This is a genomic window from Pseudomonas sp. NPDC079086 (assembly GCF_044542155.1).
Lineage (GTDB): Bacteria > Pseudomonadota > Gammaproteobacteria > Pseudomonadales > Pseudomonadaceae > Aquipseudomonas.
Window position 1 is genome coordinate 251,694 of record NZ_JBITTY010000005.1, and the last position, 18,292, is coordinate 269,985.

General features: G+C 59.7%; 19 protein-coding genes and 3 tRNA genes. 15 read left to right on the top strand and 7 right to left on the bottom strand.

All coding sequences use genetic code 11. The features are described from left to right. The first annotated feature begins 11 nt into the window (after positions 1-11). From ACIGEK_RS20695 to ACIGEK_RS20710, 4 genes are all read left to right on the top strand, one after another. On the top strand, positions 12-812 hold the full coding sequence (locus tag ACIGEK_RS20695) for a DUF1365 domain-containing protein (RefSeq protein ID WP_397495163.1): 801 nt from the start codon (positions 12-14) through the stop codon (positions 810-812). Further along, a complete protein-coding gene (locus tag ACIGEK_RS20700; protein WP_397495127.1) occupies positions 799-2,073 on the top strand; it encodes a class I SAM-dependent methyltransferase in 1,275 nt (424 codons plus the stop codon). The genes ACIGEK_RS20695 and ACIGEK_RS20700 overlap by 14 nt, the downstream gene beginning before the upstream one ends. After that, entirely contained in the window at positions 2,066-2,605 is a 540-nt protein-coding gene (locus ACIGEK_RS20705) for a DUF2878 domain-containing protein (RefSeq protein ID WP_397495128.1), read from the top strand. Before ACIGEK_RS20700 ends, ACIGEK_RS20705 begins: the two co-directional genes overlap by 8 nt. A 170-nt stretch (positions 2,606-2,775) precedes the next feature. Then, positions 2,776-3,087: a YkgJ family cysteine cluster protein gene (locus ACIGEK_RS20710; protein ID WP_397495129.1), complete on the top strand. Its 312-nt coding sequence runs from the start codon at positions 2,776-2,778 to the stop codon at positions 3,085-3,087. A gap of 126 nt (positions 3,088-3,213) precedes the next feature. Here ACIGEK_RS20710 and ACIGEK_RS20715 read toward each other — a convergent pair whose 3' ends face one another. The 6 genes from ACIGEK_RS20715 to hemA form a co-directional block, all read right to left on the bottom strand. Beyond that, a complete protein-coding gene (locus ACIGEK_RS20715) occupies positions 3,214-3,729 on the bottom strand; it encodes an acyloxyacyl hydrolase (protein ID WP_397495130.1) in 516 nt (171 codons plus the stop codon). A gap of 89 nt (positions 3,730-3,818) precedes the next feature. Beyond that, positions 3,819-4,619, bottom strand: a complete 801-nt coding sequence (gene murI, locus ACIGEK_RS20720) for a glutamate racemase (RefSeq protein ID WP_397495131.1) — start codon at positions 4,617-4,619, stop codon at positions 3,819-3,821. Then, positions 4,609-5,364, bottom strand: a complete 756-nt coding sequence (locus ACIGEK_RS20725) for a molybdopterin-synthase adenylyltransferase MoeB (RefSeq protein WP_397495164.1) — start codon at positions 5,362-5,364, stop codon at positions 4,609-4,611. The genes murI and ACIGEK_RS20725 overlap by 11 nt, the downstream gene beginning before the upstream one ends. A 19-nt stretch (positions 5,365-5,383) precedes the next feature. After that, positions 5,384-6,217: a peptide chain release factor N(5)-glutamine methyltransferase gene (prmC, locus tag ACIGEK_RS20730; RefSeq protein WP_397495133.1), complete on the bottom strand. Its 834-nt coding sequence runs from the start codon at positions 6,215-6,217 to the stop codon at positions 5,384-5,386. 51 nt (positions 6,218-6,268) lie between these two features. Beyond that, positions 6,269-7,351: a peptide chain release factor 1 gene (prfA, locus tag ACIGEK_RS20735; protein WP_397495134.1), complete on the bottom strand. Its 1,083-nt coding sequence runs from the start codon at positions 7,349-7,351 to the stop codon at positions 6,269-6,271. Positions 7,352-7,360: 9 nt separating this feature from the next. Next, positions 7,361-8,656 (bottom strand): glutamyl-tRNA reductase, encoded by a 1,296-nt coding sequence (gene hemA / locus ACIGEK_RS20740; RefSeq protein ID WP_397495135.1) that lies wholly within the window; start codon positions 8,654-8,656, stop codon positions 7,361-7,363. A gap of 184 nt (positions 8,657-8,840) precedes the next feature. Here hemA and ACIGEK_RS20745 point away from each other — a divergent pair, with 184 nt between their 5' ends. From ACIGEK_RS20745 to ACIGEK_RS20795, 11 genes are all read left to right on the top strand, one after another. After that, on the top strand, positions 8,841-10,571 hold the full coding sequence (locus ACIGEK_RS20745) for a tetratricopeptide repeat protein (protein WP_397495136.1): 1,731 nt from the start codon (positions 8,841-8,843) through the stop codon (positions 10,569-10,571). After that, positions 10,571-11,188 (top strand): lipoprotein insertase outer membrane protein LolB, encoded by a 618-nt coding sequence (gene lolB, locus ACIGEK_RS20750; protein WP_397495137.1) that lies wholly within the window; start codon positions 10,571-10,573, stop codon positions 11,186-11,188. The genes ACIGEK_RS20745 and lolB overlap by 1 nt, the downstream gene beginning before the upstream one ends. Continuing rightward, positions 11,185-12,060 (top strand): 4-(cytidine 5'-diphospho)-2-C-methyl-D-erythritol kinase, encoded by an 876-nt coding sequence (ispE, locus tag ACIGEK_RS20755; RefSeq protein WP_397495138.1) that lies wholly within the window; start codon positions 11,185-11,187, stop codon positions 12,058-12,060. The genes lolB and ispE overlap by 4 nt, the downstream gene beginning before the upstream one ends. A 43-nt stretch (positions 12,061-12,103) precedes the next feature. Then, a tRNA-Gln gene (locus ACIGEK_RS20760) sits at positions 12,104-12,178 on the top strand. Between the two features lie 52 nt (positions 12,179-12,230). Beyond that, positions 12,231-12,305, top strand: a tRNA-Gln gene (locus ACIGEK_RS20765). A 45-nt stretch (positions 12,306-12,350) separates the two neighbouring features. Next, positions 12,351-13,292 (top strand): ribose-phosphate pyrophosphokinase, encoded by a 942-nt coding sequence (locus ACIGEK_RS20770; protein WP_090251437.1) that lies wholly within the window; start codon positions 12,351-12,353, stop codon positions 13,290-13,292. Between the two features lie 114 nt (positions 13,293-13,406). Beyond that, entirely contained in the window at positions 13,407-14,015 is a 609-nt protein-coding gene (locus ACIGEK_RS20775; RefSeq protein ID WP_397495139.1) for a 50S ribosomal protein L25/general stress protein Ctc, read from the top strand. A gap of 69 nt (positions 14,016-14,084) precedes the next feature. After that, positions 14,085-14,675, top strand: a complete 591-nt coding sequence (gene pth, locus ACIGEK_RS20780) for an aminoacyl-tRNA hydrolase (protein WP_397495140.1) — start codon at positions 14,085-14,087, stop codon at positions 14,673-14,675. 33 nt (positions 14,676-14,708) lie between these two features. Further along, positions 14,709-15,809: a redox-regulated ATPase YchF gene (gene ychF / locus ACIGEK_RS20785; RefSeq protein WP_397495141.1), complete on the top strand. Its 1,101-nt coding sequence runs from the start codon at positions 14,709-14,711 to the stop codon at positions 15,807-15,809. A 77-nt stretch (positions 15,810-15,886) separates the two neighbouring features. Then, a tRNA-Met gene (locus ACIGEK_RS20790) sits at positions 15,887-15,963 on the top strand. Between the two features lie 238 nt (positions 15,964-16,201). After that, positions 16,202-16,900 (top strand): hypothetical protein, encoded by a 699-nt coding sequence (locus ACIGEK_RS20795; protein WP_397495142.1) that lies wholly within the window; start codon positions 16,202-16,204, stop codon positions 16,898-16,900. 481 nt (positions 16,901-17,381) lie between these two features. On the opposite strand, the gene ACIGEK_RS20800 is transcribed toward ACIGEK_RS20795, so the two are convergent. Next, positions 17,382-18,290 carry a DMT family transporter gene (locus ACIGEK_RS20800; protein ID WP_397495143.1) on the bottom strand — a complete coding sequence of 303 codons (909 nt, stop codon included), beginning with the start codon at positions 18,288-18,290 and terminating at the stop codon, positions 17,382-17,384. Positions 18,291-18,292: the final 2 nt, after the last annotated feature.

Genomic DNA, 18,292 nt, shown 5'->3' on the forward strand with positions numbered 1-18,292 from the left:
GCCCAACGGTAATGAACAGCGCCCTGTATAGCGGCTGGGTACAGCACCGGCGCTTTGCGCCGCGCCTGCACAACTTCCGCTATCGCATGGGCCTGCTCTACCTCGATCTGAGCGAGCAGGAGGCGGTGCTCGCACTGTCGCCGCTGGCCGGGCGTGGACGCTTCGCGCCCTTTGCCTTTCGCGAAACCGATTACCTGCCGCAATTTACCGGCGCCGGCATCACGCTGATCGACGCTGTGCGCCAGCGTGTTGGCGAGGCACTGGGCCACACGCCGCTGGGGCATATCTGCCTGCTGACCCAGCCACGCAGCTGGGGCCTGGCGTTCAATCCGGCGAGTTTCTTCTACTGCCATGAGGCCGATGGCCGCCTGGCGGCGATTCTCTGCGAGGTGAGCAACACGCCTTTCCGCGAACGCTACCACTACGTGCTGCCGGCCGAGGGCACGGGCCATCAGCACGTCGCCGTGGCCAAGGCATTTCACGTGTCGCCGTTTCTGCCGCGCGATCTGGAGTACCGCATGAGCTTCAGCCCAGCCGGCGAGCGCTTAGGTATTCATATGGCCGACTGGCAGGGCGAGGAGAAACTCTTCGACGCCAGCCTCAGCCTGCAACGCACTGAACTGAACCGCGCGAGCCTACACCGCTACCTGCTGCAGTTTCCCTGGATGACCGGCAAAACCGTCGCCGCCATCTACTGGCAGGCCCTGCGCCTGCTACTCAAACGTATTCCCCTGTTCACCCATCGGGCCGCTGAAGGTGATTTCCGCGTCGCCCGCCCCGCATCAAAGGAAGTCCCCCATGAAAAGCTCTAGCCTGACCTCCGCCAAACATGTGGTGCGTGCCGGCAGCGGCATCGGTGCCAGCCTGCTGCGCCGTGCAGTGCTGCGCCAGCTGAAACAGCTGCGCCATGGCCAACTGGTGATCGTCGAAGGTGACGAACGCATGGAGTTCGGCGATGCCCACTCCAGCCTCAGTGCCGAGATCCAGGTGCAGGATGGCGCGGTCTGGGGCCTGGTGGCGGGCAACGGCTCAATCGGCTCGGGCGAGGCCTATATCCACGGTTACTGGACCACACCGGACCTGACCGCGGTGATCCGCGTATTTGTCAGCAACCTGGATGTGCTCGACGCCATGGAAAGCGGCCTGGCCCAGCTGGGTCGCCCGCTGATCCAGGGCCTGCACTGGCTCAACCGCAACACCCGCAAGGGCTCGCGCAAGAACATCTCGGCGCATTACGACCTGGGCAACGACCTGTTCGAGCAGTTTCTTGACCCGACCATGATGTATTCCGCGGCCATGTTCCAAAGCCCCGACGACAGCCTGGAACAGGCGCAGCTGAACAAGCTCGAACGCATCTGCCAGAAGCTGGCGCTGAAACCCAGCGACCACCTGCTGGAGATCGGCACCGGCTGGGGCAGCATGGCGATCTATGCCGCCACCCGTTACGGCTGCAAGGTCACCACCACCACGCTATCGCGTGAGCAATTTGCCTACACCCAGCAGCGCATTGCCGAACAGGGCCTGCAGGGACAGATCACCCTGCTGCTGGAGGACTACCGCGACCTGGCCGGGCAGTACGACAAGCTGGTGTCGATCGAGATGATCGAAGCGGTCGGCCATCGCTTTCTGCCGACCTATTTCGAGCAATGCGCCAGCCTGCTCAAGCCCGACGGGCTGATGCTGCTGCAAGCCATCACCATCCGCGACCAGCGCTATGAGCAGGCGAAAAACGCCGTGGATTTTATCCAGCGCTATATCTTCCCCGGCGGCGCGCTGCCCTCGGTGAACAAGATGCTGGAAATCATCACCGCCAAGACCGATATGAACCTGCACCACATGGAAGACTTCGGCCTGCACTACGCCCGCACCTTGCGCATTTGGCACGACAACCTGCGCCATGCGCGGCACAAGCTGGAGCAGCAGGGCTACGACGACTACTTCTTCCGCCTGTGGGAGTTCTACCTGTGCTATTGCGAGGGCGGCTTTATCGAGCGCACCATCGGCACCACGCAATTGCTGCTGGCTAAACCGGCGGCACGTCCTGCTCCGTTACTGGGAAATCTCGATGCCTAAATTGATCGTCAACACCCTGCTGTTTCAGCTCGGCTGGTTCGCCTGCGTTTTCGGCGGCGACACGCTGTGGCTGCTGGTTGTCGCAGGCGTGCTGGCGGTGCATCTGCTGTGGACCAGCAGTTGGGCAGCCGAAGGCAAATTGCTGGTCAGTGTATTTATCGCCGGCAGCGCACTGGACAGCTTCTTGCTTAATCTCGGCGTCTTCGACTTTGGTGAACCACGCACGCTGATCCCGTTATGGTTAGCCAGCCTGTGGTTACTGCTGGCCACCACGCTCAACCATTGCCTGGCCTGGACCGCACAACCCTGGTGGCGCGGCAGCCTACTTGGCGCGATTAGCGCACCGCTGTCTTACTATGGCGGCGCACAGATAGCCGGCGTCGGCCTGCCCTACGGCACCTGGCAGAGCCTGCTGCTGATCGGCGTCATCTGGGCCATGGTGATGCCCGTGCTGCACGGTTTCGCCAAGCTCTACCGTGCGCAATATGAGCAAAGCCAACGCAGCGGCAAGACTGCGCAGGCAAAATCGTAGGGATCTTCTAGCCCGGGTGAAATCCGCGAATCCGGCTCGATGGCCACCCTCAATGCCCCGAATCACATCGGAGCTGCGCTGCTCAGAGGGCTTCGCTGAATGAATATAAAGCCACTCACCCTACGTCGGCCGCAGACCCGGCATAACGCCTATGGCGTACACTGCGCTGCATGAGTCAGACCATCCCCCACACCCAACTCGCGGACGAACCCGCAGTCAGCTGCAGTAACTGCGCCGCCTGCTGCTGCCAGCTGGAAGTCATGCTGATCACCGACACCGGCGTGCCGCCCCGCTATATCGACACCGATGACTGGGGCGGCGAAGTCATGCTGCGCCTCGACGACGGCTGGTGCGCAGCGCTGGACCGCGACAGCATGCGCTGCACCATCTACGAAGTGCGCCCACTGATCTGCCGCGAATTCGAAACCGCCTCCCCCGAATGCCTGGACGAGCGCAAAAGCATGAGCAGCATCTACCGCTGAGCGCGCGGTTTACTGCTGGCACAAGAAATCGACGGGAGCGTTTTTGGCGCGGCGAAAGATTGGCTGCCATGGATCGCAGACACAAAAAAACCGGATATCGATCCGGTTTTTTAACGATCCAAACCGCTAGAAACTCATGCGGTAATGCAGGCTATAGCTCTCAACTCCGTCGTTAGGTTGTTTAAGCCCGGCGTTGGAGTAATGCAGAGCGCGCAGGCCAACCTCCTGCCCGGCGAAACGCACACCAAAACCGATGCGGTCTTCAAACTGGAAAGACGAGCCCAGATCGTTGTCTTCGAGCTCGGTGCTGCTGAAGGCTGCGATGCCGATACCGGCTTCGATATAAGGTTTGAAGCGCTCGCCCGCAAACTCGTAGACGAACACTGGGCTAAACGACAGGCTGTGGTTACTCGCCGTCTTATCACCATCCCAATAGGTGTAAGCGCCATCCCAGTAGCCCGTCAGGCGACCAACATCACTGACAAACCAGCTTTGGTTGAAGTCGAACTGGGTGCCCAGCCGGTAGGTCATGGTTGAGTCGCCCGTCTGGCCGACCGCCACGCTAAGATCCGCTGCCTGCAGCGCACTGACCGGCCCCAACGTCAAAGCCGCAAACGCAGCCAAGGTAACGATTTTTCTCATGGTAATAATCCTTATTAACCCAAGTAGAAGCGTACTGACGCTGCTGGAGAGTATAGAAATATTTAGCTGCAGAGAACGCCGACGTATGGTTAAACCGCGCGGAGCAAGCCGCTTACCACCGCAGCCTCGCCCCACAGTAACGGCAACACCCGCTGCATGGCCGCAGGATCACCGCTCGACCAGAACTGCGCAGGCCGCGCCGCGCCGCAGGCGAGCAGGTCATGATTGGTCAGCAGGCGCTGGACTTGCCGCGCCACCGCCGCGCCCGTGTCGATCAGGCTGATCGAATCCGGCACCAGGCTGCGCAGCAACGGTTTGATAAAGGGGTAATGGGTGCAGCCAAGAATCAGCGTGTCGCAGCCTTCAGCCAGTAGCGGCGCGACAAAACCCTGCAGCAACTCGCGGGTGGCGTCGCTATCCAGCCCCCCAGCTTCGATACGCTCAACCAGCCCAGGGCAAGGCTGGGTGATCACCCGCACATCGCTGGCAAAACGGTCGAGCAAGGCGGCGAACTTGGCGCTTTTTAGCGTACCCGTGGTAGCCAGTACGCCGACCACACCACTCTGCGTGGCGGCTGCAGCAGGCTTGACTGCCGGTTCCATGCCCACCAATGGCAGCTGCGGATACAGCTCACGCAACTCGGCCACCCCCGCCACCGTGGCGGTATTGCAGGCCAGCACCAGCGCCTTGGCACCTTGTGCAAGAAGAAACTCTGCTAGCACCCGGCAACGCTCGCGGATAAATTCCGGGCTTTTTTCGCCATAGGGCACATGGCCGCTATCGGCGACATACAGCAGCGACTCATTCGGCAGCAACGCGCGAATTTCGCGCAGTACCGACAGGCCGCCGACGCCGGAATCGAACACGCCAATCGGCGCGTTACTCGTCATGGCCGCCACACACGTTACAGCCCGGATCACGCTTAACCCGTAGCTCGCGGAAACGACTGCCCAGGGCATCGATCAGCAACAAGCGCCCTACCAGTGGCTCGCCAAACTGCGCCAGCAGTTTCAAGGCTTCCAACGCCTGCAAGCTACCGACCAAACCGACCAGCGGGCCGACCACGCCGGCTTCGCTGCAGGTCAGCTCAGCCTCGCTGCCATGGCCATAAATGCAGTGGTAGCAAGGGCTGTCATCACGGCGTGGGTCAAACACCGAGAGCTGGCCTTCCAGGCGAATCGCCGCGCCGCTGACCAGCGGCACCTTGGCAGCTACACAGGCGGCGTTGACTGCCTCGCGGGTGCTGAAGTTGTCCGAGCAATCCAGTACCAGATCGACGGCGGCCACCGCGGCGGCCAGAGAATCGCTGTCCAGGCCCTGCCGATGCGTTTGTAGGCACAGCTGTGGATTGATCGCCAGCAGGCGCTTGCTCGCCGAATCGACCTTACTCTGGCCGATACTCTGAGTGTCGTGAGCGATCTGTCGTTGCAGATTGGTCAGATCGACCGTATCGAAGTCCGCCAGATGCAACTCACCGACACCCGCAGCCGCCAGATACAACGCCACCGGAGAACCCAGGCCGCCAAGACCGATGATCAGCGCGCGACTGTTTTTCAGGCGCAGCTGGCCGGCGATATCGATCTGTTGCAGCAGGATCTGCCGGCTGTAGCGCAGCAGCTCCTCGTCATTCAGCATGTCCTGCGAGTTCATGGCATCACTCATTATCGAAGCGTCCCAGACTGATGCGCTCATGGCCGCCGAGGTCACGCCGGCTTTCCACCTCGCTAAAGCCACGCGCGCTAAGTAGCTCACGCACCGCCGCAGCCTGATCGAAACCATGCTCCAGCAGCAGCCAGCCGCCAGCTTCAAGATAGCCCGGAGCCTGTTGGATTATCAGGCGAATATCGTCCAGGCCATCCGCGCCCGCCACCAAGGCGCTGCTCGGCTCGAAGCGCACATCACCTTCGGCCAGATGGCGATCATCGGCAGCGATATAAGGCGGATTGCTAACAATTAGCTGAAAGCGATGGCCAACCAGGACACTAAACCAGTGGCTTTCAGCAAAATTGGCATTGCTCAGTTTAAGCCGTGCGCGATTGCGCTCAGCCAGGGCCACCGCCTCAGACACACGGTCCACACCGGTTAGCCGCCAGGCTGGGCGCTCGCTGGCCAACGCCAGGGCAATCGCACCGGTGCCTGTACCCAGGTCCAGCAGCGCGGCAGACGTGGCCGGCAGCAGCGCGAGAACTGTTTCCACCAGCAGCTCAGTATCCGGGCGTGGAATCAGGGTATGCGCTGCGACCTCCAGTTCCAGACTCCAGAAACCCTGCTGCCCGAGGATATACGCCACCGGCTCTCCGGCCTGACGCCGCGTGATTGCTGCCTGATAACGCTCAAGTTGCGGCGCATCGAGCTCGCGCTCCGGCCAGGTGTGCAGATAGCTGCGCGACTTGCCTAGGGCGTGGGCGAGCAATAGCTCAGCGTCCAGCCGCGGGGTGGACGAGTCAGGTAGTTCGGCGTGGTTGAGCAGGGATTCGATAGTGGCCATGGGATTTATTTCCGTAGCCCGGATGCACTCCGGGACATGCTCAAACCCGCATCAATCGCCCAGCGCAGCCAGCTGATCGGCCTGGTACTCGACCAGCAGTGGCTCGATGATCGCCTCAACGCCGCCAGCAATCACTTCATTGAGCGAATACAGGGTCAGGTTGATGCGGTGATCGGTGACCCGGCCTTGCGGGAAGTTGTAGGTGCGGATGCGTTCGGAGCGGTCGCCGGACCCCACCAGCAATTTGCGCGAGTCGGAAATTTCCTTGTGCGCGGCAGCCTCCTGCTGGTCCTTCAATTTCGCCGCCAGCCAGGCCATGGCCTTGGCGCGGTTCTTGTGCTGCGAGCGCTCGTCCTGACATTCCACCACGGTGCCGGTGGGGATGTGGGTGATACGGATCGCCGAGTCGGTGGTGTTAACGTGCTGACCGCCGGCGCCGGAGCTGCGGTAGGTGTCCACACGCAGGTCGGCCGGGTTGATGTCGATGGCCATCTGCTCATCCGGCTCGGGCAGCACGGCGACAGTGCAGGCCGAGGTGTGGATACGGCCCTGAGATTCGGTTTCCGGCACGCGCTGCACGCGGTGCGCGCCCGACTCAAACTTGAGCTTGCCGTAGACGTTGTCGCCCTCGACCCGGGCAATCACTTCTTTATAACCGCCATGTTCGCCTTCGCTGGCCGACAGCACTTCGACGCGCCACCCCTGCCTCTCGGCATAGCGCGAATACATGCGGAACAGGTCGCCAGAGAAGATCGCCGCCTCATCGCCACCGGTACCGGCGCGCACTTCGAGGAACACGTTGCGGCCATCATTCGGGTCTTTGGGCAGCAGCATGCGCTGCAAGCTGGCTTCCAGTTCGATCAGCTGTTCCTTGGCTTCGGCGACTTCTTCTTCGGCCATTTCGCGCATATCAGGGTCGCTGTCTTTAAGCAGCGCCTGAGCACCTTCGAGGTCAGACTGGACTTTACGGAAGGCACTGAACGCCTGGTACACCGGCTCAAGCTCGGCGTATTCCTTGGAATAGGCGCGAAACTGCGGCTGGTTGCTAATCACCTCGGCATCGCCGAGCAGCGCGGTCAGCTCTTCGAAACGATCCTGCAACAGGTCGAGTTTATTGATCAGTGACGCTTTCATTGCAGACCTTTATTTATGAGCCGAGCTGCTATGGGTAGACACAGGCGGCGCGCCCTCGTCGAGGGCAAACAGTTCTTGAGCCACGCCCAGCGCATCGACGCGGCCGTCAGCAGAGAATTTTTTCAGCTGCACACTGGGCGCATGTAGCAGTTTATTGGTCAGCCCACGAGCCAGCAGCGCCAGAACATCCTCGGCCGAGCTGCCGTTATTAAGCAGACGCAGGGCCTTGTTCAGCTCCTCGTCGCGCAGGCGCTCAGCTTGCTGACGGTAGGCCTTGAGCACATCCACCGCTGCCAGCTCACGCAGACGCAGCATAAAGTCCTGGGCGCCAGCACTGACCAGCTCTTCAGCGGCCTGGGCCGCGCCTTGTCGGCTTTTGAGGTTCTCGGCGATCACCTCATGCAGGTCATCGACGGTGTACAGATAGACGTCATCCAGCTCGCCAACTTCCGGCTCGATATCCCGCGGTACGGCGATGTCGACCATAAAGATCGGCTTGTGCTTGCGCTGCTTCAGCGCCCGCTCCACCGCGCCCTTGCCGAGAATCGGCAGCTGGCTGGCAGTGGAGCTGATAACGATATCGCTGTTGACCAGCTCATCGGGAATCTCCGACAGCAGCACCGCATGCGCACCGAATTGTTCAGCCAAGCTACTGGCGCGCTCCAAGGTGCGGTTGGCCACCACAATACGTTTGATGCCTTGATCATGCAGATGGCGGGCGACCAGGCTGATGGTTTCACCGGCGCCGATCAGCAGCGCCTGGCTGCGGTGCAGGTCGGCAAAAATCTGCTTGGCCAGGCTGACCGCGGCAAAGGCCACGGACACCGGATTTTCGCCAATCGCGGTATCGGTGCGCACCGTCTTGGCGGTGCTGAAGGTGGCCTGGAACAAGCGACCCAGCAGCGGGCCGAGGGTGCCGGCCTCGCGGGCCACGGCAAACGCCGACTTCATCTGGCCGAGAATCTGCGGCTCACCGAGCACCATGGAATCCAGCCCCGAGGCCACACGCATCATATGCCGTACGGCTTCGTCATCGGCGTGGATATAGGCGCAAGCGCGCAGCTCTTCGAGGCTCAAATGATGATAATTAGCCAGCCAAGCCAAAACTTCGTCAGCACTCAGCTCGTCCTGCTCCAGGTAAAGCTCGCTGCGATTGCAGGTCGAGAGAATCGCCGCTTCCCGGCTGCTGGTGCGCTGACACAGCTGCTGAAGTGCCTCAACCAACTGCTCGGGAGTGAAAGCCACGCGCTCGCGGACGTCCACCGAGGCGGTCTTGTGGTTGATACCGAGGGCAATAAAGGCCATGCACGTCGCTGACAGGGAGTGGAAGCCGGCAATTGTCCTACTTCGGCAAAGCGAGAACAACCACTGCTGCCTATTGTCCCAATAGGCAGGTTTATCACTTTAACCAGGATCATGGCCGCCCATGGGCTTGCCCCAACGCTTGTGTCATGATGCCCAAACCGCAGGTTGGCCACATACTCTTCCTATGAATAGATCCTTCGCCTTGCTGACTGCCGCTGCTTTATTAAGTGGCTGCCAGACTTTTGCCCCCTCTGCCCCGGATGGCACGCCTCCGGTGGAAGATCCCGCTGTCGTCGCCGCAGAAACTCAGCCGCAGGTCTACCGCGCTTTCAGCCAGGAAACCCTGCTGTCGCTGCTGACCGCGGAACTGGCCGGGCAACGCAACCGCTACGACATTGCTCTGGAAAACTATGTAAAGCAGGCCAATGCCACTCAGGATGCTGGCGTCGCCGAGCGCGGCTTTCGCATAGCCGAGTACCTGGGGGCCGAGCAGCCCGCACTGGAAACCAGCCTGCTATGGGCCAAAACCGCGCCTGAGAATATCGACGCGCAACGCGCAGCTGCCGTGCAACTGGCGCGCGCCGGTCGTTATGACGAGTCCATGAGCTTTATGGAGCAGGTGCTGCAGCGTCAGGGCGACACGCATTTCGACTTCCTTGCCCTGTCCGCTGCTGAAACCGACCCGGACACCCGTGCCGGCCTGCTGCAAAGCTTCAACCGCCTACAGGCGAAATACCCGGACAACAGCCAACTGCAATTTGGCAAAGCCCTGCTACTGCAACAGGACGGCCGCCCACAGGAAGCACTGGAGTTGCTGGAGCAACAACCCAGCAAGAACCGCCCCATTGCCTCGATCCTGCTGCACGCACGCCTGCTGCAAAGCCTTGAGCGCAACAACGACGCACTGTCACTGCTGGAAAAAGGCATCGAGCAGCACCCTGACGACAAACGCTTGCGTCTGACCTACGCCCGCTTACTGGTAGCCGAAGACCGCCTGGATGAAGCCAAGGGTGAGTTTGCCTCGCTGCTGCAGCAAAATCCCAATGACGATGACCTGCGCTTCTCCCTGGCGCTGGTCTGCCTGGAAGCCAAAGCCTGGGAAGAGGCGATTGTCTATCTGGAAGAGCTGATTGAGCGCGGCAGCCACACCGAAGCGGCGCACTACAACTTGGCCCGCGCCTATGAAGAACTCGATGATATCGCCAGCGCACTGATCGAGTACGCCCTGGTCGGCCCCGGCAATGACTACCTACCCGCCCAGGCTCGGCAGAGCGAGCTGCTGTTCAAGGAGCAGCGCGCCGAGGAAGCCTCCGAACGCCTGCGCCAGGCCCGCGAAAGCCAGCCTGACTACGCCATCCAGCTGTACCTGATCGAGGCCGAGGCCTGGTCCAAGCAGCAGGATACCGAGCGTGCCTGGCAGCTGATTCAGCAAGCCCTGGAGCAGTTCCCGGAAGACCTCAACCTGCTTTACACCCGCGCCATGCTCGCGGAAAAGCGCGACAACCTGGCCTTATTGGAGCAGGACCTGCGCTTTATTCTCGAGCGCGAGCCAGATAACGCCATGGCACTCAACGCTCTGGGCTACACCCTGGCCGACCGCACCACACGCTACGCAGAAGCCAAGCAACTGATCGAGCAGGCGCATCAGCTCAACCCAGAAGACCCGGCGGTTCTAGACAGCCTCGGCTGGGTGAATTACCGAATGGGCAACCTGGATGAGGCCGAACGCCTGCTGCGCCAAGCGCTGCAGGAATTCCCTGACCATGAAGTTGCCGCCCACCTGGGCGAAGTACTGTGGGCGCAAGGCAAACAAAAAGAAGCGCGCAAACTCTGGCGTGAAGCCCTGAAACAACAACCCGACAGCACAATCCTGCGCAGTACTCTGCTGCGCCTGACCGGAGCAGAGACACTCTGATGTTTGCGCGCCACCTGATAGTTTTCAGTCTGATCACATTACTCGCAGGCTGCGCTGGCCTGACCTCCCGCGAAGCCCTCGAAGGACAGGGCGATGCGCAAAGCTGGCAAGCCCACAAGCAGCAGATAAGCCGCCTGGATGCCTGGCAGATCAATGGCAAGGTCGGCATTCGCGCGCCGAAAGACTCTGGCAGCGGCACCCTGTTCTGGCTACAACGTCAGGACTACTACGACATCCGCCTGTCCGGCCCACTGGGTCGCGGCGCAGCTCGCCTGACTGGCCGCCCCGGCGCCATTCAACTGGAAGTGGCCAACCAAGGCCGCTACCAAGCCGAGTCGCCGGAACAGTTGTTGCAAGATCAACTGGGGCTGAATCTGCCAGTTTCGCACCTGCTCTGGTGGATTCGCGGCCTACCCTCCCCCGATAGCAAAAGCCGCCTGAACCTCGACAGCCAAAGCCACCTGGCGCAACTGAGTCAGGACGGCTGGCACGTCGAGTACCTGAGCTATGCCGAACAGAATGGCTTCTGGCTGCCTGAACGCATCAAGCTCAGCGGTTTCGACCTGCAAGTCACCCTGGTGATCAAGGACTGGCAACCGCGCCAGCTCGGTCAATGAGCGCCCCGGCAATACCCGCCGCTGCCGAACTGATTCTGCCGGCACCGGCCAAGCTCAACCTGATGCTGCATATCCTCGGCCGCCGCGCCGACGGCTATCACGAGCTGCAAACCCTGTTTCAGTTTCTCGACTTCGGTGACGAGCTGGGATTTGCCCTGCGCACCGACGGTGAAATTCACCTGCATACGCCCATCGACGGCGTACCCCACGATAGCAACCTGATCGTGCGTGCCGCGCGCATGCTGCAACAGCACGCAAACTGCACCCAGGGTGCCAACATCTGGCTGGACAAGCGCCTGCCCATGGGCGGCGGCATTGGCGGCGGCAGTTCGGATGCCGCGACCACCCTACTCGGCCTCAACCATCTGTGGCAGCTGAACTACAGCGAAGACCAACTGGCTTCCCTGGGCCTCAGCCTGGGCGCTGACGTGCCGGTATTCGTGCGCGGCCACGCCGCCTTTGCCGAAGGCGTGGGCGAGAAGCTGCAACCGGTGACCTTGAGTGAACCCTGGTTTCTTGTCGCAATTCCGCAAGTACTTGTCAGCACAGCGGAAATTTTCTCCGACCCTGAGTTGACACGGGATACGCCGCCCATTAAAGTTCGCAGCCTTCTTGAGGGGGGTGGTCGTAATGACTGCCAGCCGGTGGTCACAAAGCGTTACCAAGAAGTTCGTAACGCATTGATCTTGTTGAACAAATTTGTTCCAACCAGATTAACCGGCACTGGAGCTTGTGTGTTTGGGAGCTTCCCAAACCAGGACGATGCTGATAAAGTCGCCCGCCAACTTCCAGCCACTTTGCCAAGTTTTATTGCCCAAGGCCGCAACATTTCGATGTTGCACCGTAAGCTCGAAACATTGGTCAGGAAGTGAATGTTCGCTCTTAGTAATTAAGAGCACAGAGTTGTACGGTAATAGGGGCGTCGCCAAGCGGTAAGGCACCAGGTTTTGATCCTGGCATGCGTTGGTTCGAATCCAGCCGCCCCTGCCATTTCCGCCCTGGAGCGGATACACAACTCAAAGCATTCGGTTACACAGGATACAGGGGCGTCGCCAAGCGGTAAGGCACCAGGTTTTGATCCTGGCATGCGTTGGTTCGAATCCAGCCGCCCCTGCCATTTCTGTACTCATCCAGGTATACCCCCAGCCGGCAGGTACTGCGCGTGTCCAAGATGATGGTTTTTACGGGGAACGCTAACCCCGATCTGGCGCGACGTATCGTACGTCAGCTGCACATTCCCCTCGGTGATGCTTCTGTCGGTAAGTTCTCCGACGGCGAGATCATGATTGAAATCAACGAAAACGTCCGCGGTAAAGACGTCTTCCTGATTCAGCCGACGTGTGCGCCAACCAACGACAACCTGATGGAACTGGTAGTGATGGCCGACGCCTTCCGCCGCTCCTCAGCGACCCGAATTACTGCAGTTATCCCCTACTTCGGCTATGCCCGCCAGGACCGCCGCCCGCGCTCCGCTCGCGTGGCAATCAGCGCCAAGGTTGTGGCTGACATGCTTACCGTAGTAGGCATCGACCGGGTTCTGACCGTCGACCTGCACGCGGATCAAATCCAAGGCTTCTTCGATATTCCGGTAGATAACATCTACGGCTCCCCAGTACTGGTGGACGACATCGAAGACCAGCGCTTTGAAAACCTGATGATCGTCTCCCCGGACATCGGCGGCGTAGTGCGTGCACGCGCCGTGGCCAAGTCCCTGGGTGTTGACCTGGCGATCATCGACAAGCGCCGTGAGAAAGCCAACCACTCCGAAGTGATGCACATCATCGGTGATGTTGAAGGCCGTACCTGCATCCTGGTCGACGACATGGTGGATACCGCCGGCACTCTGTGCCACGCCGCCAAAGCGCTGAAAGAACACGGTGCGTCGAAAGTCTTCGCCTACGCCACACACGCTGTACTGTCTGGCCGCGCGATCGAAAACATTGAAAAATCCGTACTCGACGAGCTGGTGGTGACAAACACCATCCCGCTGTCCGCCGCCGCGCAATCCTGTTCGCGCATTCGCCAACTGGACATCGCCCCGGTAGTCGCTGAAGCGGTTCGCCGCATCAGCAATGAAGAATCGATCAGCGCGATGTTCCGTTAATTCGGAATACGCCCTGAACGCAAACGCCCTGCCCTAATGGCATGGCTTTTCAACCAACCGTCCCGTCGCTGGTCGCAAGCGTAACGGACGGTTTGGTTATTTTGGAGAAGTGAAATGACTGAATTTGCCCTGAATGCCGAAGTGCGTTCCGACCTGGGGAAAGGTGCGAGCCGCCGCCTGCGTCGTAACGTTGCCATGGTTCCTGCCGTAATTTACGGTGGCGAAAAAGCACCACAATCGATCAGCCTGCTGGCCAAAGAACTGGCCAAACTGCTGGAAAACGAAGCAGCCTACAGCCACGTACTGAGCCTGAACGTAGCCGGCAGCAACGAAAGCGTGATCATCAAAGCCCTGCAGCGCCATCCAGCCAAAGGCTATGTGCTGCACGCTGACTTCGTTCGCGTAGTCGCCGGCCAGAAACTGACCGCTATCGTTCCCCTGCACTTCATCAACCAGGAAACTTCGGTTGGCGTTAAGCAGCAAGGCGGCGAAGTCTCCCACGTTCTGTCGGAAGTAGAAGTTTCCTGCCTGCCGAAAGATCTGCCGGAATTCATCGAAGTCGACATGGCTGCCGTTGAAGTGGGTCAGATCGTTCACCTGGCCGACCTGAAACTGCCGAAAGGCGTTGAGCTGGTTGCACTGGCTCACGGTAACGACCTGGCAGTGGCTAACATCCACGCCTCCCGCGTTGCTAAAGACGCAGAAGAAGGCGCTGCCGAGTAAACCTCGCAGCGTCGGAAACCAGCTCGGCATGCGATTCTGCCGAGCTATTTCCACAAAAGGGCTCCTGACATGACTGCCGTACAACTGATCGTTGGCCTGGGTAACCCCGGCCCTGAATACGACCAGACCCGGCATAATGCAGGGGCCCTTTTCGTTGAGCGCCTGGCAGACAGCCAGCGCATCAATCTGAGCCTCGACAAAAAATATTTTGGCCTGGTTGGCAAATTCAGCCATCAAGGCCGCGATGTTCGTCTGCTGATCCCCACCACCTTTATGAACCGCAGCGGCCAGGCCGTAGCTGCATTGGCGAATTTCTTCCGCATACCCGCGGAAGCTATTCTGGTGGCCCACGACGAACTCGACATGCCCCCCGGCGTCGCCAAACTCAAACAGGGTGGCGGGCACGGCGGGCATAACGGGTTGCGCGACATCATCGCCCAGCTCGGCAATCAGAATAATTTTTACCGCCTGCGGCTTGGCATCGGCCATCCCGGGCACAGCAGCATGGTCTCCAACTTCGTCCTCGGCCGCGCGCCACGCAGCGAACAGGAACTGTTGGATACCAGCATCGACTTTGCCCTAGGCACCCTGCCGGAAATACTCGCAGGCGACTGGAGCAAGGCAATGCACAAGCTGCACAGCCAGAAAGCCACCTCCTAACTCTTTACCGCCATCCGTGCGAGGGACAACACCATGGGATTCAACTGCGGCATCGTCGGCCTGCCCAACGTCGGTAAGTCCACCCTGTTCAACGCCCTCACCAAATCCGGTATTGCGGCCGAGAATTTTCCGTTCTGCACCATTGAGCCAAACAGCGGCATCGTGCCAATGCCCGATCCACGCCTCGCGGCGCTGGCAGCCATCGTTAACCCCAAACGCATCCTGCCAACCACCATGGAATTCGTCGACATCGCCGGCCTGGTGGAAGGCGCGTCGAAGGGTGAAGGCCTGGGCAACAAGTTCCTCGCCAACATTCGCGAAACCGACGCTATCGCCCACGTGGTGCGCTGCTTCGAAGACGACAACGTTATTCACGTTGCCAACAGCGTCGACCCCAAGCGCGATATCGAGATCATCGACCTCGAACTGATCTTCGCCGACCTCGACAGCTGCGAAAAGCAACTGCAGAAGACCACTCGCAACGCCAAAGGCGGCGACAAAGAAGCTGTCGCGCAAAAAGCCTTGTTGGAAAAACTCATCCCCCACTTCAGTGAAGGCAAGCCAGCACGCACCCTGATGAAGACCCTGGGTGACGACGAGAAGCAACTGGTACGCGGCTTCCACCTGCTCACCAGCAAGCCGGTGATGTACATCGCCAACGTCGCCGAAGACGGCTTCGAGAACAACCCACTGCTCGACATCGTTCAGGCCATTGCCGACGCCGAAGGTGCACCCGTAGTGCCGGTGTGCAATAAGATCGAAGCAGAAATCGCCGAACTGGACGACGGTGAAGAGAAGGACATGTTCCTTGAAGCCCTAGGCCTGGAAGAACCGGGCCTGAACCGCGTAATCCGCGCGGGCTACGAACTACTCAACCTGCAAACCTACTTCACCGCAGGCGTCGAAGAAGTCCGCGCCTGGACCGTAAAAGTCGGCGCCACCGCCCCACAGGCCGCTGGCGTAATCCACACCGACTTCGAAAAAGGCTTTATCCGCGCCGAAGTCATCGCCTACAACGACTTCATCCAATACAAAGGCGAAGCTGGAACCAAAGAAGCCGGTAAGTGGCGCCTGGAAGGCAAGGAATACATCGTTAAAGACGGCGACGTCATGCATTTCCGCTTTAACGTGTAAGCGATTGATCGCGCGCAGAAATTTTCACTCAACAGGGTTGACACTCAACCCCAAGACGCGAATAATGCGCGCCACTCGGCTACGTAGCTCAGCTGGTTAGAGCATAGCATTCATAATGCTGGGGTCCGGGGTTCAAGTCCCTGCGTAGCCACCAAACAAAACAAGGGTTTAGCGAAAGCTAAGCCCTTTTTTGTTTTTGGGGTGCCCCACAAGTGTCCCTTTCTTGCCTCGTAATTCTCAGTTCAAGAGAACAACGCGATAGCGTGGCGTAACTGTCCTCGTTGAACGCCTGATCATGCTAGTAATGGCAATTGAACATTACAGTCATTTAGGCGAGCATTCCGCACGCAATTACCCCCCCTCGATGTAACCCACGACAACAGGATGTCGCTATGCGCGCTATAAAAAGTTTTCTCGCCCTCACTGCAATTGCCCTTACCGGTTGCGCTACCGGGCCTACTACGCCACCACCAACCTTCCCTGGTATTGAGCAGTCAGACAAAATCACCATCGAGGACTTGCGCCCCAAGAGCGAATCCGAGAAAGAAATCTTCAGCCTGATGATCACCAGCAGTGCCTACGCCATCTATCGCGTAGCCGACGAGGCAACAGCACCTACAGGGCCACGCTTGCTGGCCCACCGCGCCTACGAGGCGTTCCCTGAGCTCGCAGATCAACCGAACATCAAAGTGCGGCACTTCGTGACCTACGCCAACCTGCAGTCACAGCTGCGCAAGGGCGTAGCGCTAGGTATGTTGACAGGCCCAATTGGCGTTGCACTCATCGGCCCACCAACCTATCCAGCCAGCGAAGTCGTGACGACCCCGATCGACAGCGCACAGATTGAAAAGACCGCCGGTGATGAGGAACACACCCGCGCATACTTCACTGAACAGGAAAACCCTACCAAAGCGCCGGTGAACGTGATTTACATGGACACGGAAATTCTTGGTAAACGTGTTGCTAGTCGCTGCCTAGTGCCGCCAGTTGCAGGCAAACCTAACCTGTTCCTAGTGGAAGCATTCGATATGTGCATCGCCAACCACCTGGCAATCCACCGCAACACCAGTCCTGCTACTGCGGCCAAGTAAACCAAACGTATAAACAACAGAAGCTCATAAGTTGCCGCTATAGCGAAAGGCTTACACGCTGTGGCTGCAATCGCCTCTGTTCACACTTAGCCCCCGAATCTAATCTACACACATCAACTGAAGCGCAGGACGCGCTCAGGATCAAGGATGATCGGCCATGGCCTAGGAGGCTTCTGACAGGATGTCAGAATGGTCTTGAAGAAACCCGCTTCGGCGGGTTTTTTGTTGCCTATTCAAATTGCATTAGGCCGACTTCTGATTGTCCGCCAGCAAAGTGTTGGGGCTCAAGTCCCTGCGTAGACACCAAACAAAACAAGGGTTTACCGAAAGGTAAGCCCTTTTTTGTGAGCGTAGCTTTTCCACGGAGGCCCAACGCTTGCGTTTGAGATGAACTTACCGTCATGACTACGCCCGCACCACAGTGACCGCAGCCAAGCTTGTGCTACTCACACACCTGAAAATACCCCTTCTAAGACTCTACTCACCGAATTCGTACGCGCACCTGCGTCCCCAGCAGCAAGCCCGAAAAGATCAGCGCGGCACCTAGCCAGTGATAACTCTGCAAGCCCTCGCCCAGCAACAGCCAACCCAATATGGCGGTGAACACCGGCATCAGGTAGTTACTCAGAGCGGCTTTGGCGGCACCGAGAACGCGGATGGCGTGGTTCCAGGCGAGGTAGGCGAGCAGCGAAGCGAAGATCGCGGTGTAGCTGATGGCGGCCACGTTCTCTGCTGTCAGGTTGAAATATGCGCCTTGGGCCAGCTCGTAAAGATAGAACGGCAGAATGAGTGGTACGCCCAGCAGCATCAGCACACCAAGCAGAGCCAGCGGAGGGATCGGCAGCAGGTAGCTGGCCCAGCGTCGCAGCAGCAATGAATAGAGCGCCCAGTCGGCCACCGCTAGCAGCATGATCAGATCGCCCCTGTTAAATGCCAGGCCACTGAGGCTGGCCCAGCTGCCTTTACTGATTAGCACCAGCAATCCGCCTGCAGCCACTGCCATCCCCCACCAGGCACGGCGATGCGGCCACTCACCGAGCAGTAGGCCGGCGCCGATAAAGGTCATCAGCGGCAGGCAGGTGTTGACCAAGGTGATATTGATCGCCGCAGTGGTTTGCGCGGCGGCGTATAGCAGGCTGTTGTAGCCAGCGATGCCGACGCCAGCGAGCAGCAACAAACGCCAGCCGGCGGTGCGCAGTGCAGCGCGGTTCTGCCACAGCGGCTTGGCCACGAATGGCAACAGCAGAACCAGGGCCAGGCTCCAGCGCCAGAATGACAGGGCGAACGGCGGAATCTCGCCAGCAAACGCCCGTGCCACCAGGGCATTACCGGACCAGCACAGCGTCGCCAGCAGCAAACCGGCCAGCGCTACACGCACGGAAGGCTGCATAG